This window comes from Butyrivibrio sp. NC2002 (assembly GCF_000702265.1).
Lineage (GTDB): Bacteria > Bacillota > Clostridia > Lachnospirales > Lachnospiraceae > Butyrivibrio.
This window is the reverse complement of record NZ_KL370881.1, coordinates 460,363-486,933: the sequence shown is the minus strand read 5'-3', so window position 1 is coordinate 486,933 and position 26,571 is coordinate 460,363. Positions and strand designations below refer to the sequence as shown.

Here is a 26,571-nt window from a genome sequence, read left to right as displayed (position 1 = left end):
CTTTAATTAGTATCTGCGAACACCCAGAAACAGGGCTTTGGCTCATATTTATCATCAAACAAAAGCGGGCATTGTTTCTGATCTTTTTTGCTTCCGCCGCCGACATTACTTCTAAAGTTAAGCCATGAATATTTATCAACCGTTCCCCAGAATGTCATTCCCGTGATCTTCACTTTTCCGGATTTCTGAGCTGATTGCAATCCGTAGTACATGAGATTGTATTGCTTTCTTTGTTTCTCGTACTCTTCTTCTTTGGCTTCTTCGCTTCCGTCATATCCATCAGATGCACTCAGATCCCACTCTGTTATCTGGACATTTCCGACTACTTCGCCGTAGGCTTCTGCAGATGCCTGAACCTCTGTCCCCGAAGGAGATGCCACATTGTAATGTCCCTGCATTCCCATCGCATCTATCCTTGTTCCCTCTCCGGGAGCACCCTGTGCATCTTTAATTTCCTTTAAGAGCTTTATGATTCCTTCTCTCTTTTTAGGAACGCATTCGTTGTAGTCGTTATAGTAAAGCTCCAGATTTTCCGGTGCATATTTGTTTGCATATTTAAAAGCATTTATTATGAATTCTTCGCTCTGGTATACATGCCACCAGCTTGAATTATTACCATGTCTGTCTGAAAGAAGATCTTCATCGGGATTTTCCGTATCCGTTCTGAAAGACCCTGTCGCATCTGAAATCGCTTCGTTTACGACATCCCATCCGTAAAACAGATCTTTGTATTCGCTCTCATCGCCGGTGAAGTGTGTGAGAACTTCTCTTATGTACCACTCAAGCCTTTTGTCCATTTCTTCTTTTGTTACATAAGGCTTTGTCTTATCATATTCCTCATGGAAGAACCACTCAGGTGTCTGCGAATGCCACAAAAGCACATGTCCTCTGACTTCGATCTTCCTGTCCGGATTTGCTTCATTCCATTTAAGAAGCTTATTAAGTATCTTCTCCGGATTGGAGAAATCAAGCACAGGTACCGTGATCGTTTCTCCGTTAAGCTCTGCTTCCTCGGTTCCCGGACACTTCTCAACGCTATATCCAAAAAGCGAATCCGGTTTTAACTCATTCCCAAGTGTCACTGCATTAAAGTGTGTGGTCACAAGGTTCCACAGAGGTATATCCCATGGTTCCTGTCCGGTTATCGCACATCCGATCCTACATCCCATTTTTTGTTCTACGCAGTCACGAAGTGCGGGAATTTCCTGAACCTCATTATTATCTCCCATCTCTTCTCCATCTTTTTCTAAAGACTCTGCTGATCCCGCCTCCGCGGCATCACTTTCTTCAGAGCTTTCATCAGTGTCGCTGTTATTTGGAGTTTCATTAGCGGAAGATTCTGTACCTTTTTTATTATCTGAAATATTGTTCTGAACAGGCGCTCCACAGCCTTCCAAAGCAAGTACTGATGCTGCTACCAGCGCCAAAATAGAGCCAACTGTTTTTCCCCTTCGATACAAATTGTGTATCCTCCCAAATTTTTAATTCCCAAATTTTGCTAATCCATATTGATTTTGACAATGGTTAGTATAATGGCTTTATTGCTGCGTCGCCTACCATTTGTTGCAATTAGCCTTTCAGATATTGCGATTTGGTATAAAAATTGCACCTCACTTTTTTGTGCACTTTTTACAAAACTCTTTAAAAATCGCGATTTTCATTAACAATTTTTCTGTTCACAATTTATTCAAATAGCAAAATCTGATAGTTTTTTGTTTTCATTTGTGTTATTATGGCACTGCACGAAACATTTTTCGTTGTGCATTTTACTTAGATAAAGACGCATTTTAATGCATTTCGATTGCATTGTGCCGGAGGAATCATGATTAAAATAAATGACAATCTCAAATTAAATTATTATCAGCAAAATACAGATTACAGAGAACGTGTCGTTGAAGGTAATAATGAAAAGTATATTTTCCCCAAGGATAGTTCTATCAGAATCTGGCACAATATCGAGACAATTGATTTCGCAACACATTGGCATAACGCCCTTGAGATAATACTACCTATAAATAATTACTATGATGTGGATGTTGATACGGAGAGGCATCATGTTCTGCCCGGTGATATTCTTTTTATCCCGCCCAGAAAATCTCACTATCTCCATGCACCCAGCTCCGGAGAGAGATATATCTGCCTTTTTGACATCGATTTCTTTTCATCTATGAGAGGCTATTCGGGACTTATTTCCATGCTAAAGGATGCAATCCACATTACTCCTGATGAATATGCTCCTATATATAATGAGATTTACGATTTGTTTTCACAAATTTGGACTGAGTATTTCCAGAAAACAGAATTCTATGAATTCTCGATATACTCGCACCTTTTCCAGATACTTACCGTTCTTTCAAGATATCACTTAAACAAGTTGCAGCTTTTTAATGAGACTTCACCTGTTAAGAGGCGTGAGTATTTTGACAGATTAAACAATGCTATCGACTACATTGATGAGAACTATACCAGCAAATTGACCCTTGAGGATGTGGCTTCTTTCAGCGGTTTTTCCAAGTTCCACTTCTCAAGACTATTTAAGGAATACATGCACTGCACTTTCTATGACTATCTGATAAACAGAAGGATCAAGGCAACAGAAGTTCTTCTTACAAGGGACGATCTTTCAATTACAGATATTGCTCTTCAGGCGGGATTTTCAAGTATTCCTACTTTTAACAGAACATTTAAGATGAAAAAGGGATGCACTCCGGGCGAGTACAGGACCCTGTTTTCAGGTGGAATATCCAATCAGGATATGGGCGATGTATCACAGGAGCCGGACGCTTAAAAAGCATCCGACTCCTCTTTTAAAAATGGCAGGCAAAGTTTACATATATCATCTATGAATTAGTTAAACTTCCATGAAAGCATCTCAAAGTCTTCTCCCTCGAATACAAAGAAGAGGTCATGTTTTCCGACTATCTTATTATCAAGTTTTACTGTTTTTTCCTTAAACTTACTTGTAATGCCTTTTAAATCAATAACTCCCGCTTCTTCTCCGTCAGGTTTTTCTACTCGCACATGTATTTTTCCGCCGCTTTTTCCTCTTATACATACTGTAAGAGAATCAGTTCCGTCTATTCCGAAATCCACTCCGCTTACACTTATCCAGCTTCCGTCACTTATATCCGTAACGATCATGTCTCCGGATCCGTACTTAACAGCATCTTCGCCATACTGGGTAGTTTTTATTCCGGCTGAGTTGGACATCGTAACAGCCATGTTCTCTTTAAAAGCATCGATCGGTTTAAGCTGCTTTACTCCCTTTCTCGTTCCTCTGCTTGCAGAGGGCTCTCCCTTTTCATTAAAGGAAAGAACATCAATATTGGTGCTTCTGTAGCCCTTAAGGATTCCCATCTTCTCTTCAAGAATTCTTGAGTGATATGCTATATAGTATTTTTTCTTAAACTCAAATATGCAGTGGTGGTTATTTCCGCCAAGACCAAAGAAATGCTCCGGATTTTTAAGTACCGGATTACATCTCTTAAAAGGTCCCATCGGATTTTTTGACTTCATGGTGACGATCTCGCCCTGATCAAAGCCGAGCTCTTTTTCTGCTGCTTTTGTCATACTGAAGTTTGAGCAATAAGAGTAATAATATGTCCCATCTATCTTGTTTATTCCAGAATCTTCGAACAGATAATCAACATTCTCTATTGGTTTGGGGTCGCCCTCGATGTGGATCATATCGTCAGAGAGCTTTGCAACTCTTGCTGTTCCGGGGTTCGCTGCCTTATCAGGTGAAGGCACACCACCTCCAAAATAAATATATGCTGATCCATCATCATCCATAAGTACTGCAGGATCAAAAAGCCATGTAACCTCTGCGCATGTAGGTGTATCCCTTGAGATCAGCGGCTTCTTGATTGGATCTGTAAAAGGCCCGTAAGGCGTATCAGCTTCAAGAACTGCTATTCCGTTCCCGTTATTTGCAAAATACAAGAAGAACTTATCCTGTCCGTCTATATTTTTGTAAGCAGCCGCAGGGGCCCATGAGTTGTTTCCCCAGCTTGCAGCTCCGTCTTTTCCTGCTGCATATACTGTTCCGTGATCTGTCCAGTTAACGAGGTCGTCGGAAGATATTACGTTTATTGTATTTATGTTACCGTAAGTATTTTCTGTAACCTCTCCTTTTTCATCATAACTAAAATCATCCCCCGTCATGTACATATATACCCTGTCCTCATAAACAAGAGCATACGGATCTGCGCCAAATCTTTGAACCATGAGCGGATTGTGATCTGACAGTTTTTTGTAACTCTCTTCAATACTAACTTCTGTCGCTACTGTTTCCATACACTTTCCCTTTCTGTTTCTGTGACTTCATGCAGGCATAAACAAAAAATCACCTGCAAAAGTCTATGGTTTTTATAATTTGTTGCCCTCTCACTTAAGGTATATTTTGTCCTACAGCATAAGATATAAAATGTGAAACCATATCGCCACAAAAAAATTGCGGAAATCATTTCATGCGTTGCGATTTCCTTTATTTTGGCAAACTTTGATCATTAGGTGACAATATCTGATAAGACTTGGAAAAAGACAAATACTTAAAATGGTTTTATGGATATAAAAAATGGGTAAGAGTCCAGAGCTCTTATATTACAAAAACAAAAATGAAAGATGGGGTTATGAAATGATAAGAGAAACAAAAGTTGAAAATGGTAAAGTCAGAGGGTTACCCGGAAACGATCCCAGAGTAACCGTATTTAAGAAGATTCCTTTTGCCGCACCGCCTGTTGGCGAAAACAGATTCCGTGCACCACAGCCTTGTAAGGACTGGGATGGAACGCTTAATTGTTTTGAGTTTGGTCCTATTTCCGTTCAGGACAAACCCGGCATGGGAGACGATCTCTACTGCCGCGAGTGGCATGTAGATTCCGGTGTCGAAATAAACGAAGACTGTCTGTATTTAAATATTTGGACTCCTGCAAACTCTGCAGATGATAAGCTCCCTGTACTTGTATGGTACTTCGGCGGCGGTTTTCAGTGGGGTTATCCATCCGAAATGGAATTTAACGGAGAAAAGCTTGCAAGACGCGGAGTAATCGTTGTCACTGTGAACTACCGTCTAAACTGCTTTGGCTATATGGCTCATCCCGAAATAACAGCCGAGGCTCCGGATGCTCCAAGCAACTTTGGTCTTCTTGATCAGCAGGCCGGACTTATGTGGGTAAGCAGAAACATCGCAGCATTTGGCGGAGATCCCGATAAGATAACAATTTCAGGTCAGTCAGCAGGCGGCGCCAGCACAATGCATCAGTTTGTAAATGAAAAGAGCAGAAAATATGTAAAAGGCGCCTTCATTATGAGTGGCATGATTAGACTTCCCAATCATAGTGATGATATTTTCGAGCCTATAAATCTTGCTGAAGCAGAAAAAAGAGGGAAGGATTTCTTTGATTTCCTCGGGGTAAAATCTCTTAAGGAAGCAAGAGAGCTTCCATTTGAAGAAATATTTAACGGCTATAACAGATATGTTAAGGATCATCCTCGTATGTTCCCGATACTTGATGGCAAGTTCTGCAGCGAAAGTCCAATAGATATGATCGCAAGAGGCGATTGCGCTAATGCTCCGATCGTATCCGGTAATACTACAGATGAATTCCTTGTTAACGGAGTAAGTGTCGTTGAACAGGCTGTCAAATCCACATTCCTGCTTAGACAAGAAGCCGGATCAAAACAGAATATGTACTACTACCGCTTTGATCCCGATATCCCCGGAGACGGTCACAAGAATGATTCCTATCCCGGAACCTTCCATTCATGTGATCTGTGGTTTTTCTTCGACAATATGGATATGTGCCACAGACCATACACAGGAAGACATTACGACCTTGCAGGACAGATGTGCGATTATTTCGCAAATTTCATAAAGACAGGTGACCCTAACGGAACAGGACGAGATACTAACAGCCTTCCCACATGGCAGCCCTATAAAAAAGACCTCCATGCAGAGATGGAATTCATGGGCTATGGCGCATCTCCCAGGATGGAAGGCGGCATCAGACAGAATACCGTAAAACAGGCTGTTAATCCTTATCTTCCTTCATGGGAATATGTTCCTGACGGAGAACCCTACGTATTTGGTGACAGGGTATATGTTTACGGTTCGCATGACCTCTATAACGGTGAGACATTCTGCCTTGGAGACTATGTCTGCTGGTCAGCTCCAATAAACAGCCTGGGCGACTGGCACTACGAAGGTGTAATATATAAGAAAACCCAGGATCCTCTCAACGAAGATGGTCATATGTGTCTATATGCTCCCGATGTTACCGTTGGTCCTGACGGCAGATACTATCTCTACTATGTACTTGATAAGGTATCGGTTGTCTCCGTTGCCGTAAGTGATACGCCTGCAGGCCCTTACGAATTCTATGGATATGTTCACTATGAGGACGGAACAAAACTCGGCGATAAAGAGGGAGATGAGCCGCAGTTTGATCCCGGCGTACTTACAGAGAACGGCTTAACATACCTTTTCACAGGTTTTTGCGGACAAGGCGATAAATCCCGCCACGGCTCCATGCTGACAGTACTTGACAAAGATATGCTCACTGTAAAAAAAGCGCCTAAATTCATAGCTCCCGGAAATATGTACAGTGCAGGAACAGAATTTGAGGGACATGCATTCTTTGAAGCACCTTCTATCAGGAAATGCAAGGATACTTACTACTTCATTTATTCTTCTGAAGTTATGCATGAATTATGTTATGCTACTTCTATAAGTCCGGAAGGTCCTTACAAATACGGCGGCGTACTGGTAAGTAACTGTGACCTTCATATTGGCGGCTACAAAGAAGCTGAGGTTCCTTCAGCTTACGGTGCAAACAACCACGGAAGCATGGTCCAGATTGGTGATGACTGGTATATTTTCTACCACAGACATACTAATGGTAACTGGTTCAGCAGACAGGGATGCGCAGAAAAATTACACATAAATGATAACGGAGAAATTCCTCAGGTTGAGATAACATCCTGCGGTCTTAACGGTGCTCCCTTATCAGATATAGGCGAGTATCCGGCATACATCGCATGTAACATATTTACTAAGAAGCATTCTATATATGTTGAAGGTGATGCTCCCAGAGTTGTCCAGGAAGGCGGCGACGGTGTTCAGGCACCCGGATATATTAAGGCGATCACAGACGGAACTGTCATTGGATTTAAGTATTTTGATCTCCATGATGTAACCGGTCTTAGAATCCGCACAAAGGCTTATTTCAATGGCGAATTCGAAGTAGCAACAGGCATTAATGAAAAAGCTCTCGGCACGATTTCCGTTATCGGAACTAATGTATGGACTGCAGGCGAAACTCACTTTGATAAGATTTCAGGAACTCATGCACTTTACCTTCGCTGCAAGGGAAGCGGAGCATGCAGCCTTGCTTCCATCGAATTTTTACACGACTGATCATATTATTTTTAGGAGTTACTATGTTTAAAAAAACTATTACAAAAACAATTTCCGTTTCTGCGGCAGCTTTTCTTTCATTAAGCTGCCTCGCAGGATGCGGGAACGCAGAAAAAGCAACTTCAGAGTCTTCGGAGACTGAAGTTGCCGAAGAAGTCATGGAGGAAACAAGCGTGACAGATTTTGACAAGATGGAGATGCGTGATATAACACCTACAGATCTCGTCGCAGAAATGCACACAGGATGGAATCTTGGAAATACCTTTGATTCACTTGGTACCTCGGGACTATCTGCCGAAACAAGCTGGGGGAATCCCGAAACCACCAGGGAGATGATAGATGCTGTCCATGCCAAGGGTTTTGATGTTATAAGAATCCCCACAACATACATGTATCATATGGGCGATGCACCTGATTATACTGTTGATCCCGAATGGTTTGCCCGTGTAGAAGAAGTTGTTAACTACGCTCTTGATGATGGAATGTACGTAATAATCAACACCCATCACGAAGAGGACTGGCGTATTCCTGACGATGCCCATATTGATGAAGTAGACGAAAAGCACAAGGCTCTTTGGACACAGATTGCCGACTATTTTGCTGATTACGGCGATCATCTGATTTTCGAAGGCCTAAATGAGCCAAGGATAAAAAACGATGCACACGAGTGGGATGGCGGCACAGATGAAGTTAGAAATTGCCTAAACCGCTTAAATAAAACTTTTGTTGATACAGTAAGAGCATCCGGTGGAAAAAATGAAAAGAGGCTTCTTCTCATAACATCAGTTGCGGCTTCTCCGCTGCCGGTCACAATTAATGCTCTCGAAATACCCGATGATGCGCATCTTGGCGTTTCTATTCATGCATATACGCCTTACGCGTTTACTTTTGATATTGATGAAGACTGGGAGCTTAACTCTTGGGATGGCAGCCATAAAAATGAAATCCAGACTGTTTTCAGAGACATAAAGCGCGCCTTTCTTGACAAAGGCATTCCTGTGATCATCACTGAATATGGTGCTATACACAAAAACGATGACATAGAAGACGTCACCAAATGGGTCACAGATTATCTGACCATTGCCAAAGACAACGGTGTTCCCTGCGTTTGGTGGGACAACGGGCAATACGAAGAAGGAAACGAACATTTCGCTATTTTCAACAGATATGACTTAAGCTGGTATCGTGAAAGCGTCGTAGATGCTATTATGGATGTATGCAGATAAATTGGAGGCAGAAAATGTTTATTGATTGTGATGGTATAAAATTAAATGCATATCTTGATATGCCCAAAAACGGTCCTGATAAATGCCCCTTATGTATCATTATTCATGGTTTTACAGGACACAGCGAAGAAAGACACATTGTTGCTGTTCAGGAAACTCTAAATGAGATCGGCATAGCTACTCTTCGTGCCGATATGTACGGACACGGAAAGAGTGATGGAAAATTTGAGGACCACACACTTTTTAAGTGGCTGACAAACATTATAGCTGTTGTAGATTATGCCAAGTCTCTTGATTTTGTAACTGATATTTATATGGCAGGTCACTCTCAGGGCGGTCTTTCTGTGATGCTTTCTGCAGCTATGGAAAGAGATGTTATAAAAGCGCTTATGCCCTTATCTCCTGCTGCCATGATTCCCGAAATTGCAAGGACCGGCGAGCTTTTGGGGCTTAAATTCGACCCTGAAAACATCCCTGAATATCTGGAAGCCTGGGACGGAAGAAAACTAAGCGGAAACTATGCAAGAGTTGCTCAGACTATTAAGGTTGAAGACTTTGTAGATAAATACACAAAGCCTGTTCTTCTTGTACACGGAGATCAGGATGAAGCTGTTCCTTACGAAACTTCAGTTAAATTTTCAAAGCTTTACAAAGACTGCAGACTTGTTACCATTCCCGGAGATACTCATTGTTATGATCATCACCTTGAGCTTGTAACTAAGGCTGTAAAAGAATTTATGTTAGAGCAGATGGCTAGATAATGGAGAAAAAGAAACTAAGAAAACTGATAATCCTAATATGTTTTATAGCTGTTTTCCTCATTAGCTTTTACTTCCTTGTCGGCAGACCGATGCTTAGGTTTATTGGGGAACCTGATAAGCTATCACAATATATACAAGACAAAGGCGTTTCCGGATATGCTGTTTTTTGCGCCTTTGTCGCTGTTCAGTCATTTTCAAACTGTATCCCCGGCATGCCGTTTTATTTATCATCCGGTTATGTTTTAGGAGGTATTAAAGCAGCACTTTTATGTGACCTTGGATCGACAATAGGCAATACTTTTGCTTTTCTTATCGGCAGAAGATTCGGAAAGAAGCTTCTATGCGAAATTTTCTCAGACAAAAAGATCAAGAGTGTTGAAAAATATATTGATGAGCGCAATCCCAAGCTCATTCATTTTCTTTTCATGCTCCTTGCTCTTCCCAAGGATACCTATGCCTGGTTTGGATACTACTCAGGAGAAAACCTCATTCAGTGGATCCTCATCACATTTATAGCCAGATTTCCGCATATTCTTATCTACACTACTGCCGGAAGACAATTAACCACACAAAAATACGGCTCCTTTATTTTCGGAGCCGTATTTGCAACACTTTCTTACGTTATCATGTTTTTCGTTCTAAAAAGAAAACAGGGCAAAAAATAAATTAGTTAATGCTAATTTTTGTAGTTGCACAAGCATTTCCGGTAAGCTCTTTGGATCTGTCATCAGGCTGAGAGAAGCCGGCATACAGTGTGAAGTTCTTGCCAAAGATGGCTCTGTTTCCATCTTCGTCAACAGAAGTAAAGGCTCTTCTATCAAGATTTATCGCAACTTCTTTGGTTTCACCCGCAGAGAGCTTTACTCTCTTAAATCCGCAGAGGCTATGGTTTCTTACTGCAAATTCGCTATCTTCGTCCTTTATATATACCTGAAGAACGTCTTCTGTATCTACTTTTCCGGTATTTTTAACGGTAACTTTTACCAAAGCATAATCCTTATCACCTGCTTTAGTATTTACTTCTGCTTCTATTTTTTCAGCCAGGCAGTTTCCGTATGTAAGGCCATATCCAAATGGATACTCAGCAGTTCCCTCATAATAGCGGTAAGTTCTGTTCTTCATTGAGTAATCCGCAAAATCAGGCAAGTCTTTTCCATCGCCATAGAATGTAACAGGCAATTTTCCGGAAGGTGATACCTCACCAAACAGGATCTTTGCAACATCTTTTCCGCCCATTCCACCGGGATAGAATACCTGAAGAATTGCTGCTGCTCTCTCTTCTGCGAGTTCAAGGTTAATAGCACTGCCGGACATGTTTATCACGATTGTAGGCTTGTTTCTATCTAAAACTCCCTTAAGAAGGAGTCTCTGAGACATAGGAAGCTCTAAATCGTTTTTATCTCCTGATGAGAACTGATTTCCTGTATCTCCTTCTTCTCCCTCAAGTGTTTCATCAAGTCCAAGTACTACAACTACAACATCAGAATAGTCTGCTACTGTCTGAGCTTCTGATAGTCTGTCGGGATAGAAAGGATTGGCAAGTCCGCTTATATTCTCTTTCCATAGATCGCATCCCTCTGAATAGAGAACTCTTGTGTCTTCTGATACTGCATTCTGTATTCCCTGCAGAATAGTCACATATCTTGAAGATGTTCCGTGATAGTTACCCATAAGAGCTACTCTTGAATCTGCATTGGGACCTATAACTCCGATTGTCTTTATCTTATTTTTATCAAGAGGAAGGACTCCATCGTTTTTGAGCATTACTACGCTCTCAAGTGCTGCTCTGTCTGCTATATCAAGGTGCTCCTTGCTTTCAACAACTGTGAAAGGAATATTGTCATATTCTGTCTCTTCAAACATTCCAAGAAGGAATCTTGTTGTAAATAGTCTCTCACATGACTCTGTAATTACCTTTTCATCTATCATTCCGGCGCGGTATGCGTTCATTACCTTCTGATATGTGCAGCCACAGTTAAGGTCACATCCCATCTCAAGTGCAAGCTTTACTGATTCTTCAGGAATTCTTGTCACATGGTGGTTTTCATGGAAGTCTCTAACTGCCCAGCAATCTGATAAATAATGTCCTTCAAATCCCCATCTTCCTCTGAGGTAGTCCTTCATGAGCACTTCATGCGCGCAGCAGGGATCTCCGTTTGTCCTGTTGTAAGCGCCCATTACAGCTTCCACCTTGCCGTCTTTTACGCAGGCTTCAAACGCAGGAAGATATGTCTCTTCAAGGTCTTTCTTTGAAGCTTTTGCATCAAAGTGATGTCTGTCAGCCTCAGGACCTGAATGTACAGCAAAATGCTTGGCACAGGCTGCTGCCTTCATGTGCTCTCCGTCTCCTTGAATGCCCTTTATGAAAGGAACAGCAAGTTTCCCTGTAAGAAATGGATCTTCTCCATAGGTTTCATGTCCTCTTCCCCATCTGGGATCTCTGAATATATTTACATTAGGTGCCCAGAATGTGAGCCCCTTGTATATATCCCTGTCACCTCTTTTAGACTGTTCATTGTATTTTGCTCTTCCCTCGGTTGCTATTACTTCGCCGACCTCCTGCATAAGCTCTTCATCAAAAGAAGCTGCAAGTCCAATTGCCTGTGGAAACATTGTAGCGGTGCCTGCTCTGGCAACTCCGTGAAGTGCTTCATTCCACCAGTTATATGCAGGTATTCCGAGCCTGTCTATTGCAGGCGCATCAAATTTAAGCTGAGATGCCTTCTCAGCAACAGTCATCTTACTAACAAGTTCTTTAGCTTTTTTTCTTGCCTCTTCTCTGTTCATAAAAACTTTCCCCTTAATACATCATATAAACTATTTATGTACAATTTTACTTATAAAAAAACCTCTGTTCTTCTCACAAATTGCGGTCTGCTGCTTAATATTTGCTTTTACGCGGGAAAGAAAAATATTATAATTAAATCAGAAAACATATATCCTCTTTATTCCGAATACGAATCGAAATCGTGAGGTGATCATATGATTAAAACTATAGAAATTTCCGACATGAATTCTCTTTTTGACATGGTTTCCGAGCAGCAATACAGAAGCGACCTCGGAAGAAACCGCAATCTCTATGTCTATCGCGGCCAGCCGGATGCAAGTTTTCCCCTCACAACAAGCCTTCAGAGAAATTGTAAAGATAAGCGCAAAACTTTAGAGCCCTGCATTCTAAGGAATTTTACAAAATATGCCGCTCTTGAAGAGCCAACAATCGAACGATCCGTCTGGAGGCAGATGATCTTTGGTCAGCATCACGGACTCCCCACAAGGCTGCTTGACTGGTCGTTTTCTCCTCTTATAGCACTTCACTTTTCTGTAACAGAAAATGATATGGACATGATGGAAGCTCACGACAGCGCCGTATGGCGAACTGACATCCATGAGCTTCACGATCTTTTGCCCGAAAAATACCAGAAAATTTGTGAGAAGTACTGCACTACTGTATTTTCTGTCGACATGCTTCAGGAAGTCTGCTCTAGTCTTGAGCAATATGATGAGGATATGGGCACCGATTCCATGCTCATGATAGAGCCACCCTCCGTAGATGTCCGCATTGTCAATCAATATTCATTCTTCTCAGTCGTACCAAGCTCCATGGAATACGTCGAAGATTTCCTCAACAAAAAGTGCGATCAGACTGTAAAATACGTTATAAAAAAGGAGCTCCGCTGGCAGATCCGTGATATGCTCGATCACCAGAATATTTCTGAGCGCATTGTATATCCAGGTCTCGACGGCTTATCAAGATGGCTCGGCAGACACTATTTCGTCAAACACTGATACTTTGAACTTATTATTGTCATGCTCTTTGATCAACTAAAACTACACATACCGGGAGCATGGTCTCTCCCGGCATGTTAGAATTTCAGTATATTAATAGATTGGGCGGTTTTTCTCATCGGGAATTCCGCTTTTTCTATAAAAATATGAATTAACCTGATCTCTCCATTCTTTTGCGTTGTAAATCTGCATTTCAAATCTGTGAGATACTGTATTGAATGTGCCTTCCGGTACCTTTCCTTCCAGCTTCTTCCAGTTTGCTGCAATTTCTTCTGCTTCCTCTTCTCCCGCAAAGTGTGTATCGTAAATATACTGGATAAGCGTCCTTCCATCCTTTAATTTCCACGTATAAGGAATGTGGTGGAAGAACAACAGAAGTTCTTCAGGGCAAGTAGAGGGATCATTATACATATCCGCATTTTCTTTATAGTATTGCATGGCATATCCCGTGCCGCTACTACTTCTGTCGACACCAAGTCCTAAATGGTCAGCTCTGTGATAAGTTCCCCATCTTGAGTATTCGTATCCGTCTACGCTTGGACCATAATGAGTCTGGGGTGTTACCATCCAGCCTATACCAAGAGGGCAGGTGTATTTCTCATATATTTCCCTTGATCGAAGGAGCATATCCACAATCACATCCGTAGTTTTTTCATCCGCACAAAACGTCAGCATGGTCCACTCTCTGGCAATCTCCTCAGAGGATAAGCTCATATCAAAAGCTAGTCTTCCAAATCCGTAAAAGTTCGCTGCTGCCAAGTCATTTCCTGTCCAATTAAGATCATTTCCCGTATTGATCACAGCTGCAATTCCGCAGTTTTTATTGCCGAATGCTTTTCCGCTTATTACATCTGCTACGGTATCATTTTCCTTTTGGCAATAAGTCTTAAATTCAAGAACCTCTTTAAACATTGGAATCAGATAACAAAGATCTATCTGGTGTCCCGTATATTCCTGTGCAATCTGAACTTCAAGCATCTGATTGGTTTCTTTAAGTCCGCCAAGAAGTGGTGAAACGGGTTCTCTTATCTGGAAATCCATAGGTCCGTTCTTGATTTGCAGTATTACATTGTCGTGGTACTGACCGTCCTGTCCCTTGAAGTGATCATATCCTGCTCTTGCGCGATCTGTCTTTGTATCGCGCCAGTCTTGGGTGCAGTTATATACAAAGCATCTCCAGATTATGATCTTCCCGTAGTCCTTAACGATATCCGCAAGCATATTTGCACCGTCGGCCTGTGTCCTTCCGTATGTAAAAGGTCCCGGGCGTCCTTCGGAATCAGCTTTTACAAGGAATCCTCCAAGATTCGGCAGAGCTTCAAATACTTCTTTACATTTCTTTTTCCACCATGCGATGACATCCTCATTCAGTGGATCACAGTTATCCATATTTCCGATTTCAATCGGTGATGCGAAGTTAAGAGACATGTACATTGATATTCCATAGTCAGCAAAAACATCAGACAGCTCCTTAAGCTTATCAAAATACCTATCTGTTATCATAAGGCTTGCGCACTGTTTGACATTTACATTATTAATAACTACTCCATTAATACCTACGCTTGCAAGAAATCTTGCATAGTCTCTCGTTCTATCATCAACAATTATTTCATTATTAACGAAAAAGAAAGAGTTTCCTGAATAGCCCCTCTCTATGGTTCCGTCCATATTATCCCAATGATCCATCATTCTAAGCGGATTATCCGGAACGCATTTTTTTTCAAAATTCTCATCAAATTTCTTAAGAGCTATCGTTCTTAAGAATTCAAAAACTCCGTACAGGGCGCCGTTTTCATCAGATGAATCGACATTAATAGAAAGGCCGTTTTTGCTAATTCTATAGCCTTCTTTAGCCAGATCTTCTTTTTTTCTTATATTTACAACGTATGCACCATCTGTTGTCTTTTCTTCTTCAGTGCATTTTGCCCCTGTCATTTTTTCAAGCCCTGTCTTGAGCTCACAAATAAGGCTCTTTATAATCCTGTTTTCTTTTTTAAATCCATCAATTACTATTGCAAAAGGCTTTGTTATATCTTCTACCTTATGATATTCAAGCCATAGCTGTGTCCACTTGGCATTACTCACTTTCTCTTCCTCCCGCTAATTCAAATAAGTTCATGCATTTTAATTTGCGACATCCTGCACATAGTTTGTAAAATAATTGGTTTAATTTGCAAAAATGCCATATATCACTTTAATTCTACGAATTTTAGCGATATATGGCATATCAATACTTGCGAAAAATACTTTATTTATTGCGTTAACACTATATTTTTACTCTTCAAGGAGCGCTTTATAGATTTCTCTTTTTCCTACTCCCCTGTCCTGAGCCACCTGCTTCATTGCATCCTTATGGCTCATTCCCGCATTTTCATAATAAGCCATATGGTCTTTAAGACTCATTTCACTCCACTTTTCCTGCTCCTTCTTATCAAGGTCCGAAATATCTACGCCCTCTATAACAAGTACGTACTCTCCCCTTGGTTCATTGTCCTCATAATATGCTACTGCGGCCTCAAGGGTAGTTGGCATAACCTCTTCAAATCTTTTTGTCAGTTCTCTGCAAATGGATATTCTTCTGTCCCCGAGAGTTTCTAGCAGATCATTTAAAGTCCCCTTTAAGTGGTGAGGTGCTTCATATATGATAAAGGTTCTGTGTTCGTCCTTTAAAAGTCCCAGTCTCTTCTTTCTTTCCTTTTTTTCATCAAGTCCCGGTAGAAACCCTTCAAAAACAAATCTTCTGGTATTTAGTCCGGAAAGAGTAAGCGCAACTATACATGCAGCCGGTCCGGGTAGCGATGTGACAGTTATCCCTGCTTCGTGACACATAGAAACAAGAACTTCTCCAGGATCTGAAATAGCAGGAGTACCCGCATCTGTTATCAATGCTATATTTTTACCTGAAAGCATTTCTCCAATAAGATACTTTGCCTTCTCTACTTTGTTATACTCATGATAGCTTGTCAGCGGAGTATGTATGTCAAAGTGATTAAGCAGTTTAATGCTGTTCCTAGTATCCTCCGCTGCAATTACATCCACACTACTTAATGTTTCGAGCACTCTCTGTGTAATATCTTTTAAATTCCCTATAGGCGTTGCGCACAGATATAACATTCCCTGTCCGCCTGCGCTATTTTCATTAACTTCCATAATTATCTCCGCTTTTTACCTGATCACATCTGCCCTGTCATTATAGACATTCATGCCTCATATCGTGTACTCTGTCTTTATAGTTTTTATAGTCTAATCCTGCCTTCTTCGACTTTGTATAACATTTTAAAAACCATAATCTGAAACCATTTCAGCCGAATACTTGTTTTTATCTTCATAGATTATAAGTGGCGGTTCAACTGTCATCCTAGGCTTTCCACCCTTTGCCCCTTCTATCAGCACAATTGAAGGTTCCTTATCAGCGTATGGATAAACAAGGCGCATTCTCTTTGGTTCAATGTGATACTCGCTCATACATCTGATGATCTCAGCAAGCCTGAATGGTCTGTGAACCATATATAGCTTCCCACTGTTCTTCAGGCAATATGAGGCTGCCCTGCATACATCCGACAGATCGCACAGAACTTCATGTCTTGCTATCGCCTTTGGACTGTCCGGATTCTTTATCCCATGCCCACTTATCATATATGGAGGATTAGTTGTTACAACATCAAAAGAGGCAGGATCAAAAATATTCGCTGCCTCTTTAATATCTCCGCTGACAATATGTATTCTTTTTTGAAGGTCGTTTATTTCTACGCTTCTTCTTGCCATATCCGCGCTTTCTTCCTGTATTTCAAGCGCATAGAACACATCGGCATCTGTTTTTGCTGCCATGAGAATAGGGATGATCCCGGTTCCGCATCCCAGATCCAGAACCTTATCCCCTCTCTTTGCAGTCGCAAATCCTGACAGAAGAACCGCATCGATTCCAAAGCAGAACTTTTCAGGATTCTGAATTATCTGATACCCGTTTCTCTGAAGATCGTCAAGCCTTTCGCCTTCTTTAAGGAATAAACTCTTATCCCTGGCTATTTCCATTGCCGCCCTCTTTTGCGGAATTATCCTTGTTTCCGCCGTTTCCATATTTGTTCTTATTGTTTTTGTTAAACTTCTTTTTGAAGTTATTTCTCTTTTTATGAGGACCCTGTCCTTCGCCGCCTTCTGCTTCTTTTACAGTTTCCTCATCTACGCGGCCTGTGTCTGATTCAGGCTTATTATTTTTATTATTGAAGTTTTTACGTCTGTCCTGACCTTTGTTATTTCTGTTCTGGTTCTTGTTCCTTTGACCATTGTTTGCAGGTTTTTGGCTGTTCTGATCGCCTTCAAGACTCTCCTCCAGCAATTCCTGCTCTTTTTCCTCCAATGCTTCAAGAGCTTCTTCCTCAGCATCCTTCTCCTTAGGAGCATTGCCCTTGTGCTTTGCCTTTTTCCTTATGAAAGTAAGGTCATCCACATGACATTCATGAACTTCCTTCTCATCATCAACATCGACCAGTATCTTAACTGTCTGTCTAAGTATATTAACTGAAGAAACCTCTCCTTCAAGCTTATCCGGTGTCTGAACGATATCACCAACTCCGGGCATCTTACGATTGAGTTCTTCATATACTTCTTCTTCATTTTTAAGGCAGCACATAAGTCTTCCGCACACACCGGAAATCTTTGTCGGATTAAGTGAAAGACTCTGCTCTTTTGCCATCTTAATTGATACAGGAATAAAGTCTGAAAGATATGAGTGGCAGCAAAGCGGTCTTCCGCATATGCCATATCCACCGATTATCTTTGTTTCATCCCTTACACCGATCTGTCTTAGTTCAATTCTTGTCTTGAATTCTGAAGCAAGATCCTTTACAAGATCTCTGAAATCAATTCTTCCATCAGCTGTGAAATAAAAAAGAACCTTGTTGTTATCAAAAGTATATTCTGCATCGATGAGCTTCATTTCAAGCCCGTGTTTTATTATCTTTTCCTTGCAGATTTTGAAAGCGTCCTTCTCTTTTAGCTTGTTTGCAGCTTCCTGCTCTTCATCTTTTTCATTTGCCATTCTAAGTACAGCTTTAAGTGGCTTACTGACTTCCTCATCCTCAACTTCCTTTGGACCGGTAAGCACAGTTCCGAATTCCACACCACGAGCAGTCTCTACAATAACATGATCGCCTTTTTTTATATCGAAATTCGCAGGATCAAAATAGTAAATCTTTCCTGCTGTTCTAAATCTGACACCTATAACAGTGGTCATAAATTCTCCTTAACATTTATCATAAGCATCTGTAGCGTAAGAAGCGCATTTACATTGGCATTAATTCGCGCTCTTGCTATCTCAATCTGCTTTAAAATTGTCTCTAATTCTTCATATGAGCATTTATCCGTAACACTACTAATATACGACAGTTTATCGGCGAAAATCAAGTGATTTGGCACCCCTTCCGCCTTATAAACAAGGGCATCCCTTATAAAAAAAGTAATTATATCGAAAAAGTTGACGATAAGCTCCGGATCAAGCTTCTTTGTCTTTTTCTTTGATTTTTTCTCCTCGCCATCATCCTCTTGTCCATCTTCATCATCAGCCCCATCCGATTCCGAGGTGAGCATCATATTTATCCTGTCTGCTATTTCATTAATCTGAAGTCTCTCAAGTCTTGAAATAAAATCAAGAACATTATTCTTTAGCTTCTCAAATTCCTCATTTTCGGATAGCAGTATTGCTTTTCCCACATTTCCCTGCGCAAAAGACACGCATAATCTCGCCTTATAATCAACAACCTTCCTTTTTTCCATAAGATATTTCATAAGAAGGTCATCTCTTACAGGCTTTATGGAAAATACTATACATCTGCTAAGGATTGTCGGAAGAAACGCGTCAATATTTGACGTTAGTATGATAATGACGACATATGAAGGCGGCTCCTCCAATGTCTTTAATATAGCATTCTGCGCAGCCTGATTCATAAGGTCCCCATCCGGTATTATATAAATCTTATGGTCAGAATATGGCTTAATATATACGTCATCGCACACCTGCTGCCTAATCTCATCAACTCGAATAAGCCTTGGTCTTTCATGTGTCACGATTTTTATATCCGGATGTGAAAAGCTCTCTGCCTGTTTGCAGGAATGACATTCATCACAACTCTCTATATTGTCGCCTGCTGTCACCTTGTTTTCGCACAAGATGGTCTTAGCAAAAATATTTGCGATCATCTTTTTGCCACTGTGGGACTCTCCGGAAATTATATACGCATGAGAGAGTTTCCCTGTCTTTATGGCATTTTGCATGTGATCCTTTATCTGATCTTGATCTAATATATCTGAAAAATGCGCCATATATGGCATTTCCTTTCGTTTCTTATTAAGTCTTTATGTAAAAATATCCAGAAGAAGTCCCTCTATCTGCCCTATTTTTGCAAGGATACCGATATTATCCTTCTCATCCTTCACAAGTTCCTTTGCAAGTTCATCCAGATTCTCGTCAACAAGCCTTATTATTCCGTAAACCCTGTGCCTTCCTCTTCTGTCCAGGAAATTTTCTCTCGAAAAAGCATGGGATCTCGTTACAATCTCATTTAAAAAATCTTTTATGAGGAATCGATATCTCTGCATGTCTCTGATATCATTCTTCTTGGCTATCTGTTTGCCTTGCTGAACAATATCCTCCATCATGAGATTAAGTCTCTCCGCAAGTGCTGAATCTTCAATCTTACTGGTCAATGTAAATTTGAAGTCACCGCTGGCTTCCTGACTTTGCTGTGTCTGCTGAATTTGCTGAGTCTGCTGTACGTTATCAATCCTGATATCCATAAGGTTACCTCTTGGATTCTACCTCTTTTATAAACTCTTCTATTTCTTCAATACAGGTATTAATGTCTTCGTCATTTGAAAAGCTTCTGTCTATGCCCGCATCCTTTAAGTTTTCTTCGGAATAATCTGCAAGATCTGCAAGATATCTTCTGCACATCTCATCATATTTTGGATTTTCCTGCTTTAGCTCTCTGTGTAATGCTCTCTTAAGAATATTGCCATCCTCCACATGTATCATTACCGGATAGACATTTTCTTTTCCAAAATATGCTTCTATTGACTTAAACATCTCTATGGTTCCGATCATCAGATAATTTCCTTTTGACAAATCTATCTGTCCGTCATCAACCGTAAAGTAATGCCATGGCCCATACATGGTATTATATGTTCTTTCTTCAATTATCCTTCCGTCACTCTTAAGCTTTTCGTATTCTTCTATACTGCGAAAAAAGTATTGAACACCTTCTTTTTCCTTCTCTCTCATAGGCCTTGTTGTATAAATTATTACTTTTTTCAGGTCTACGTTTTCCCTTTCAAGAAGATGCTTGTATATCGTATCTTTCCCACAAGAGCTTCGTCCCATTATTATAAAAATCTTACCCATTCTATGCTCCAACAATTATTTCTTCACGCAGGTAATCATATATTCTTTACCTTCACAAATACCCTGAACATTATACCCTTCATTAATGTACCTTTTTATCTCAAATATCAGGCTGTTACTGATTTCTTCTCCGGGTATTATAAGTGGTATTCCCGGCGGATATAAATTCACAAAATCACCTGCTACTCTCCCTGAAGCTTCATCCAGTACCACTTTTTCAGATTCTTTGTCCCAAGCTGTTTTTAATGAAATAGCTTTCTTTGGAAGAGTTATTTTGCCATCTGATCCTAAGTCTTCACCCTCAGGATCTTCACCGTTTTCAGGGATCTTCTTTTTTTCAAAATCTTTATCTAAATATTTATCTATATATCCTGATCTTATTTCATCATCTATTTTTTTGACTGCATCTATCAGTCTAGCTATTCCATCTTCTGTATCATAGCCTGTAATTATAGCAAGGGCATAACCATCTCCTACCATCTCAAGTGCAAGCCCATACTCTCTTCTGAGTATATCATATATCATCTGCCCTGTAATACCAGGCTCATTTGAATATATAAGGAGCTTACCCGGATCATCATTTTCCCCAATTCCATACACTTTAATATATTCAGTGTCATTTAGGAGCTTCTCTACTTTTTCTCTGTAATAAAGCAGTTTTGAAAATACTTCCTCTCCCCTTTTTTCAATATCTTCCATAGCTGAATCTATTGATGCCATTAATACGTATGAAGGACTGCTTGACTGATAAATACGCAGATATCTGCGAAGCCTATCAATATTAACTCTGTTTCCTTTTACATGGATAAGTGCCGTCTGAGTCATCGCAGCAAGAGTCTTGTGAACACTATGAATAACTATATCTGCCCCTTGGCTAACCGCATCCCTTGGAAGCCTCTTATCAAGTCCAAAGTGTGCTCCATGCGCAGCATCAACTATCAGTATTGCATCATTTTCATGTGCTATCCTTGCAATCTCTTCAACATCTGATGAAAAACCCTCATAGGTTGGTGATGTAACAAAAACAGCTTCTATATCCCTGTTTTTTTCGAAAGCTTTTCTGACAAAGTCAGGTGTGATGATCCCCGGAACCATAATATTTCTATCTTTACTGATTATCCTGTTTTCCGGGATCAGAAATTCGATGCTTAGATTTTTCAAATAAGCTGCATTGAACATCGATCTGTGACAATTTCTTCCTGCAAGTATTGTCCCTCCATCAGAAACCGCACAGGATATAGCAGATAGTATTCCGCAACTACTGCCATTTACAAGGAAATGTGTTTCGTCTGCACCATACAGCCTATTTGCCCTCTTTTCTGCATCAAGTATTATTCCCTCAGCATCATGAAGATTGTCATAATCATCTATTTCGGTTATATCAATGTCAAAATACCCGGCCATTATGCCTGCTTCATTACTTCTCTTATGCCCCGGCATGTGAAACGGATATATGTTTTTTTCATTTAATTCTTCTAATTTTTTCTTTAAACTCTCCAACTCTGTCCCTTCTTCATAAGCGCGTTATACATGAAAAAGCATTCTCTTTGCGTATGCATTTCTATACTCACTTGGCGTAAGCCCCGTTATCTTCTTATATGCTCTTGCGAAATTGTGTACATCCGAAAAACCAAGTTCAGATGCTATCTCTGTCACAGCCTTATCATTGTCAGAGAGCATAAAATTTGCCGCATCAATCTTCTGATTCAAAATATACTGCTTAAGCGGAATTCCTCTGATCTCAGCAAACAGATGCGATAAATATTTAGGGTTATATCCAAATACATCCGCTATCTCCGATATTCTCAAATTTCTGTTAATATTTGTCTGTATATAATCAATTATATCCATGTAAATCTGTTTTCTTCCTGCAAGATCCTTATAAAAAGGCTCTCTTACCGATAACTGCCCGTATAATTCTCCTACGATGCTCGTTATCATCGCATTTATAGACATAGATGGATATTCATTTTTGACTATATCCTGCAGCTGCTTCATCTGCACAACCATCTTCTCCGGTCTTGGTATCTTCCCATGCTGCGGAATTGCTATATACTCCTTACCATCCAGATCATCAAAGTTTTCTCTTGGAATATTTACCGTTAGCGGAAGATTAGTTTTCCCTACTGAAAAATGAGCCCAGTAAAAAGAACAATATGCTTCCTTGAATCCTTCCCTGTATCCATCGCTTGGAGGCAAAATAAGGTATTCACCCTTTTTTACCGTAAATCTGTCATCTCCATATCCCAGATACAAAATCCCCTCTGTCATTACGATCAGTTCATAATCCTCAAGATTAAACTGTTCATGCTTCCATTCTGAGGACAAAGCTTCAAATTTGCCTGTGTAATCATATTTAAATTGTCTGTTCTCCGGAAAAATGATATATCTCAAAATATTCCCTCACGAAATCAATCAAAGTGCTAAATCTAACTTTATGACACCTGATCTAACACGTCAAGGTTTGCATATGTTGTAGTTCCTACTGTCATATATATAAGAGACGGACATTTATTTTATCTTACCCATAAATTAAGAAAATTCTGAACGTTTTGTTAAATTTATAGCAATTTTATAGTTTTTTACTGAATTTCTATTGTATAATAATCTACATGAGCGTTTAGCATTGATATTTGTTATCACATGCTATCACAATAGAAAAAGAAAAGGAGTTAAAAAGATGGCAGAAATCAATTTAACACAGTACGGTATCACAGGTACAACTGAGATCGTTCACAATCCTTCATATGAATTTTTATATGAAGAGGAAATGAAACCTGAGCTTACAGGTTATGAGAAAGGTCAGAACACAGAGCTCGGCGCTGTTAATGTTATGACCGGTATCTACACAGGACGTTCACCTAAAGATAAGTACATCGTTATGGATGAGAACTCCAAAGATACAGTATGGTGGAATACACCTGAATATCCCAATGATAACCACGAGATGAGCCAGGAAACATGGGAAAAAGTTAAGGAAATTGCAAAGAATGAATTATGCAATAAGAGACTTTTTGTTGTTGACGCTTTCTGCGGTGCTAACAAAGATTCCCGTATGGCAGTTCGTTTCATCGTTGAGGTTGCTTGGCAGGCTCATTTCATTAAGAACATGTTCATTCAGCCTTCAGATGAGGAACTTGCTAACTTCAAGCCTGATTTCGTAGTTTACAATGCTTCACTTGCTAAAGTAGAAGATTATAAGGCACTTGGTCTTAATTCTGAGACTTGCGTTGCATTCAATATCACAAGCCGTGAACAGGTTATCATCAACACATGGTACGGCGGTGAGATGAAGAAGGGTATGTTCTCCATGATGAACTATTACCTTCCTCTTAAGGGTATGGCTTCAATGCACTGCTCTGCTAACACTGATATGGAAGGTAAGAACACAGCTATCTTCTTCGGTCTTTCAGGAACAGGTAAGACAACTCTTTCAACTGATCCTAAGAGACTCCTCATCGGTGATGATGAGCACGGTTGGGACGACAACGGCGTATTCAACTTCGAAGGTGGTTGCTATGCAAAGGTTATCGGCCTTGATAAGGAAGCTGAGCCTGATATCTTCAACGCTATCAAGAGAGATGCTCTTCTTGAGAACGTAACGGTTGCTGCAGATGGCAAGATCGACTTTAATGATAAGAGCGTAACAGAGAATACTCGTGTTTCTTATCCTATTAACCACATCGAGAACATCGTTCAGAAGGTTAACAAGATTTCAGCAGGTCCTGATGCTAAGAATGTTATCTTCCTTTCAGCAGATGCATTCGGAGTACTTCCTCCTGTATCAATCCTTACTCCTGAGCAGACACAGTACTACTTCCTTTCAGGCTTTACAGCTAAGCTTGCTGGTACAGAGCGTGGTATCACAGAGCCCACTCCTACATTCTCAGCTTGCTTTGGTCAGGCATTCCTTGAGCTTCATCCTACAAAATACGGCGAAGAGCTTGTAAAGAAGATGAAGAAGTCTGGTGCTAAGGCTTACCTTGTAAATACAGGTTGGAACGGCACAGGTAAGAGAATCTCAATCAAGGATACTCGTGGAATTATCGACGCAATCCTTAACGGCGATGTAAACAAGGCAGAGACAAAGAAGATTCCGATCTTCGATTTCGAAGTTCCTACATCTCTTCCGGGCGTTGATCCTACAATTCTTGATCCTCGTGATACATATGCTAATGCTTCTGAATGGGAAACAAAGGCTAAGGATCTTGCTGAGAGATTCACAAAGAACTTTAAGAAGTATGAAGGAAATGAAGCAGGTAAGGCACTTGTTTCAGCAGGCCCCCAGCTTTAATTTAAATCCAAATTAGGTAACAAAATTAGCGGTGATCGTAATGATCACCGCTTTTTGCTGCTTAGTTCAGCTGTATTTCTCGTTTTTCTGAGAAAACAGAAACCTATAGTAATATATTAAAATTTTATATATAGTCTAGATCATTTATTCCGCATCGTCTGTCATATCAATATATTTAACCTTTATCCTTGCACGATGAAGACCTAGTGCTTCCATAGTCGAGCAATATTTATCGGCAAGTGTAACAATCCATGCCTCCCTACAGAGCGGCGGCACAATCGTTAAAGGCCACATATGCTTCTTAATTATGTCCTTTTCCCTATCTGTTAATATGAAGTCCCTATTAGCGTTTTTAAGGGCCGTAGAGGGATGAAAAAAGCCATGAAGCTTTGGATGTATATTTCCTTTATCTTTTCCGTCTATATGCCAGTCATACAAAAAATAATCATGTAATAAAGCTCCACGTACTAGTTCTCTCTCGCTGCATTTAGCATGCAGAAAACGATTGATCCTCAAGGCTCTATCCGCAACATTAACACTATGCTCATATACTGACATATCACCATGTTGTATGAATCCGTGGGATTTTAAAAACGAATGGGAATTTAATATTTCATGACCATGTTTCTTAAGAATTTCTCTGATCTTTTTGCGTTTTTCTTCTCTTGTCATAAATAGCTTATATCTTTCCTAAATCTAATATTTCAAATTTGAAAGCTTATGCTAACAAACCTAATCTCTATTATATAAGGCTGGAGATATAAATCAATAAACAAATGGATAAAAAAGAATAAAAAAAGATGCCTAGACTCGGAATCGAACCAAGGACACGAGGATTTTCAGTCCTCTGCTCTACCAACTGAGCTATCTAGGCAAATTGAGTAGCGGGGACAGGATTTGAACCTATGACCTTCGGGTTATGAGCCCGACGAGCTTCCAGACTGCTCCACCCCGCGATATGAAATTGAATGGATGGCGGTGGATTCGAACCACCGAAGCAATTTGCAGCAGATTTACAGTCTGTCCCCTTTGGCCACTCGGGAAGCCATCCATATAAAGAGCCGATGAGCGGACTCGAACCGTTAACCTGCTGATTACAAATCAGCTGCTCTGCCAATTGAGCCACATCGGCTTATCTCAAAGAAAATCTTTGAAATAGTGGGGCCTACAGGGCTCGAACCTGTGACCCTCTGCTTGTAAGGCAGATGCTCTCCCAGCTGAGCTAAGACCCCAATATACAGTTATTAGATAATGAGCGACCCGAAGGGGGTTCGAACCCCTGACCTCCGCCGTGACAGGGCGGCGCTCTAACCAGCTGAGCCACCGGGCCATTTGTTAAAGGCATGTACCTTCAAAACCGAACACTGAATACATCTCAGATCCTTCTTCGTTCTATGTCCTTCTTGGACAAGCCCTCGACCTATTAGTACACATCAGCTGAACACGTTACCGTGCGTACACCTTGTGCCTATCTACCTCATAGTCTCTAAGGGGTCTTACTGCCGAAGCAGGGATATCTCATCTTGAGGGGGGCTTCACGCTTAGATGCCTTCAGCGTTTATCCCTTCCGGACTTGGCTACCCAGCCTTATGCATCTGGCGATGCAGCTGATACACCAGCGGTCCGTCCATCCCGGTCCTCTCGTACTAAGGACAGCTCCTCTCAGATATCCTACGCCCGCGCCGGATAGG

19 protein-coding genes, 6 tRNA genes, 1 pseudogene and 1 other annotated feature (1 of these 27 only partly in view) are annotated in these 26,571 nt (G+C 40.6%); of the genes and pseudogenes, 7 read left to right on the top strand and 19 right to left on the bottom strand.

Annotated features, from left to right (window positions below):
- Nucleotides 1-2: 2 nt before the first annotated feature.
- Nucleotides 3-1,460, bottom strand: coding sequence for an endo-1,4-beta-xylanase (locus T543_RS13140; protein WP_035769173.1), 1,458 nt, complete (start codon nucleotides 1,458-1,460; stop codon nucleotides 3-5).
- Nucleotides 1,461-1,822: 362 nt separating this feature from the next.
- On the opposite strand from T543_RS13140, the gene T543_RS13135 reads away from it, so the two are divergent.
- Nucleotides 1,823-2,788: a helix-turn-helix transcriptional regulator gene (locus T543_RS13135; RefSeq protein ID WP_081830073.1), complete on the top strand. Its 966-nt coding sequence runs from the start codon at nucleotides 1,823-1,825 to the stop codon at nucleotides 2,786-2,788.
- Between the two features lie 59 nt (nucleotides 2,789-2,847).
- Here the strand turns inward: T543_RS13135 and T543_RS13130 are convergent, their stop codons facing one another.
- Nucleotides 2,848-4,296: a glycoside hydrolase family 43 protein gene (locus T543_RS13130; RefSeq protein ID WP_035769171.1), complete on the bottom strand. Its 1,449-nt coding sequence runs from the start codon at nucleotides 4,294-4,296 to the stop codon at nucleotides 2,848-2,850.
- A gap of 340 nt (nucleotides 4,297-4,636) precedes the next feature.
- Here T543_RS13130 and T543_RS16490 point away from each other — a divergent pair, with 340 nt between their 5' ends.
- The 4 genes from T543_RS16490 to T543_RS13110 are packed head-to-tail and all read left to right on the top strand — an operon-like array spanning nucleotide 4,637 to nucleotide 10,069.
- Nucleotides 4,637-7,417 (top strand): carboxylesterase family protein, encoded by a 2,781-nt coding sequence (locus T543_RS16490; RefSeq protein ID WP_197023969.1) that lies wholly within the window; start codon nucleotides 4,637-4,639, stop codon nucleotides 7,415-7,417.
- A gap of 23 nt (nucleotides 7,418-7,440) precedes the next feature.
- A complete protein-coding gene (locus T543_RS13120; RefSeq protein ID WP_035769168.1) occupies nucleotides 7,441-8,643 on the top strand; it encodes a glycoside hydrolase family 5 protein in 1,203 nt (400 codons plus the stop codon).
- 14 nt (nucleotides 8,644-8,657) lie between these two features.
- The gene (locus T543_RS13115) at nucleotides 8,658-9,404 is read left to right on the top strand and encodes an alpha/beta hydrolase (protein ID WP_051638779.1); all 747 of its coding nucleotides are present in this window, start codon (nucleotides 8,658-8,660) and stop codon (nucleotides 9,402-9,404) included.
- The gene (locus T543_RS13110; RefSeq protein ID WP_035769163.1) at nucleotides 9,404-10,069 is read left to right on the top strand and encodes a TVP38/TMEM64 family protein; all 666 of its coding nucleotides are present in this window, start codon (nucleotides 9,404-9,406) and stop codon (nucleotides 10,067-10,069) included. Before T543_RS13115 ends, T543_RS13110 begins: the two co-directional genes overlap by 1 nt.
- Before the next feature lies 1 nt (nucleotide 10,070).
- Here T543_RS13110 and T543_RS13105 read toward each other — a convergent pair whose 3' ends face one another.
- Nucleotides 10,071-12,191 (bottom strand): glycoside hydrolase family 3 C-terminal domain-containing protein, encoded by a 2,121-nt coding sequence (locus tag T543_RS13105; protein ID WP_035769161.1) that lies wholly within the window; start codon nucleotides 12,189-12,191, stop codon nucleotides 10,071-10,073.
- Nucleotides 12,192-12,386: 195 nt separating this feature from the next.
- Between T543_RS13105 and T543_RS13100 the strand changes: the two genes are divergently transcribed.
- Nucleotides 12,387-13,190, top strand: a complete 804-nt coding sequence (locus T543_RS13100) for an FRG domain-containing protein (RefSeq protein ID WP_035769158.1) — start codon at nucleotides 12,387-12,389, stop codon at nucleotides 13,188-13,190.
- A 93-nt stretch (nucleotides 13,191-13,283) separates the two neighbouring features.
- Here the strand turns inward: T543_RS13100 and T543_RS13095 are convergent, their stop codons facing one another.
- The 9 genes and pseudogenes from T543_RS13095 to T543_RS13055 form a co-directional block, all read right to left on the bottom strand.
- Nucleotides 13,284-15,275 (bottom strand): alpha-glucuronidase family glycosyl hydrolase, encoded by a 1,992-nt coding sequence (locus T543_RS13095; RefSeq protein WP_051638778.1) that lies wholly within the window; start codon nucleotides 15,273-15,275, stop codon nucleotides 13,284-13,286.
- 189 nt (nucleotides 15,276-15,464) lie between these two features.
- Nucleotides 15,465-16,340 (bottom strand): 16S rRNA (cytidine(1402)-2'-O)-methyltransferase, encoded by an 876-nt coding sequence (gene rsmI, locus T543_RS13090; protein WP_035769155.1) that lies wholly within the window; start codon nucleotides 16,338-16,340, stop codon nucleotides 15,465-15,467.
- Nucleotides 16,341-16,466: 126 nt separating this feature from the next.
- A complete protein-coding gene (locus tag T543_RS13085; protein WP_035769154.1) occupies nucleotides 16,467-17,222 on the bottom strand; it encodes a tRNA1(Val) (adenine(37)-N6)-methyltransferase in 756 nt (251 codons plus the stop codon).
- A 289-nt stretch (nucleotides 17,223-17,511) separates the two neighbouring features.
- Nucleotides 17,512-18,423 (bottom strand): annotated as a pseudogene (locus T543_RS13080) (PSP1 domain-containing protein); the annotation flags it as partial.
- Nucleotides 18,420-19,508, bottom strand: a complete 1,089-nt coding sequence (locus T543_RS13075; protein ID WP_051638777.1) for a DNA polymerase III subunit — start codon at nucleotides 19,506-19,508, stop codon at nucleotides 18,420-18,422. The gene T543_RS13075 and the pseudogene T543_RS13080, both read right to left, overlap by 4 nt.
- Nucleotides 19,509-19,541: 33 nt before the next feature.
- Nucleotides 19,542-19,982 (bottom strand): YaaR family protein, encoded by a 441-nt coding sequence (locus T543_RS13070; RefSeq protein WP_035769150.1) that lies wholly within the window; start codon nucleotides 19,980-19,982, stop codon nucleotides 19,542-19,544.
- Between the two features lie 4 nt (nucleotides 19,983-19,986).
- Entirely contained in the window at nucleotides 19,987-20,586 is a 600-nt protein-coding gene (locus tag T543_RS13065) for a nucleoside/nucleotide kinase family protein (RefSeq protein WP_035769148.1), read from the bottom strand.
- Nucleotides 20,587-20,601: 15 nt separating this feature from the next.
- The gene (locus tag T543_RS13060) at nucleotides 20,602-22,086 is read right to left on the bottom strand and encodes an aminotransferase class I/II-fold pyridoxal phosphate-dependent enzyme (RefSeq protein WP_035769146.1); all 1,485 of its coding nucleotides are present in this window, start codon (nucleotides 22,084-22,086) and stop codon (nucleotides 20,602-20,604) included.
- 24 nt (nucleotides 22,087-22,110) lie between these two features.
- A complete protein-coding gene (locus T543_RS13055) occupies nucleotides 22,111-22,980 on the bottom strand; it encodes a helix-turn-helix domain-containing protein (RefSeq protein ID WP_051638776.1) in 870 nt (289 codons plus the stop codon).
- A gap of 286 nt (nucleotides 22,981-23,266) precedes the next feature.
- Here T543_RS13055 and pckA point away from each other — a divergent pair, with 286 nt between their 5' ends.
- Nucleotides 23,267-24,880 (top strand): phosphoenolpyruvate carboxykinase (ATP), encoded by a 1,614-nt coding sequence (gene pckA / locus T543_RS13050; protein ID WP_035769145.1) that lies wholly within the window; start codon nucleotides 23,267-23,269, stop codon nucleotides 24,878-24,880.
- A 144-nt stretch (nucleotides 24,881-25,024) separates the two neighbouring features.
- On the opposite strand, the gene T543_RS13045 is transcribed toward pckA, so the two are convergent.
- From T543_RS13045 to T543_RS13015, 7 genes are all read right to left on the bottom strand, one after another.
- The gene (locus T543_RS13045) at nucleotides 25,025-25,552 is read right to left on the bottom strand and encodes an HD domain-containing protein (protein WP_051638775.1); all 528 of its coding nucleotides are present in this window, start codon (nucleotides 25,550-25,552) and stop codon (nucleotides 25,025-25,027) included.
- A 129-nt stretch (nucleotides 25,553-25,681) separates the two neighbouring features.
- Nucleotides 25,682-25,754 (bottom strand) — tRNA-Phe (locus tag T543_RS13040).
- A gap of 8 nt (nucleotides 25,755-25,762) precedes the next feature.
- Nucleotides 25,763-25,836: transfer RNA gene (locus T543_RS13035), tRNA-Met, on the bottom strand.
- 13 nt (nucleotides 25,837-25,849) lie between these two features.
- A tRNA-Tyr gene (locus T543_RS13030) sits at nucleotides 25,850-25,931 on the bottom strand.
- Between the two features lie 8 nt (nucleotides 25,932-25,939).
- Nucleotides 25,940-26,012 (bottom strand) — tRNA-Thr (locus T543_RS13025).
- Between the two features lie 27 nt (nucleotides 26,013-26,039).
- Nucleotides 26,040-26,112 (bottom strand) — tRNA-Val (locus T543_RS13020).
- Between the two features lie 24 nt (nucleotides 26,113-26,136).
- A tRNA-Asp gene (locus T543_RS13015) sits at nucleotides 26,137-26,210 on the bottom strand.
- A gap of 73 nt (nucleotides 26,211-26,283) precedes the next feature.
- Nucleotides 26,284-26,571, bottom strand: a sequence feature (23S ribosomal RNA rRNA prediction is too short); it runs 86 nt beyond the window's last position.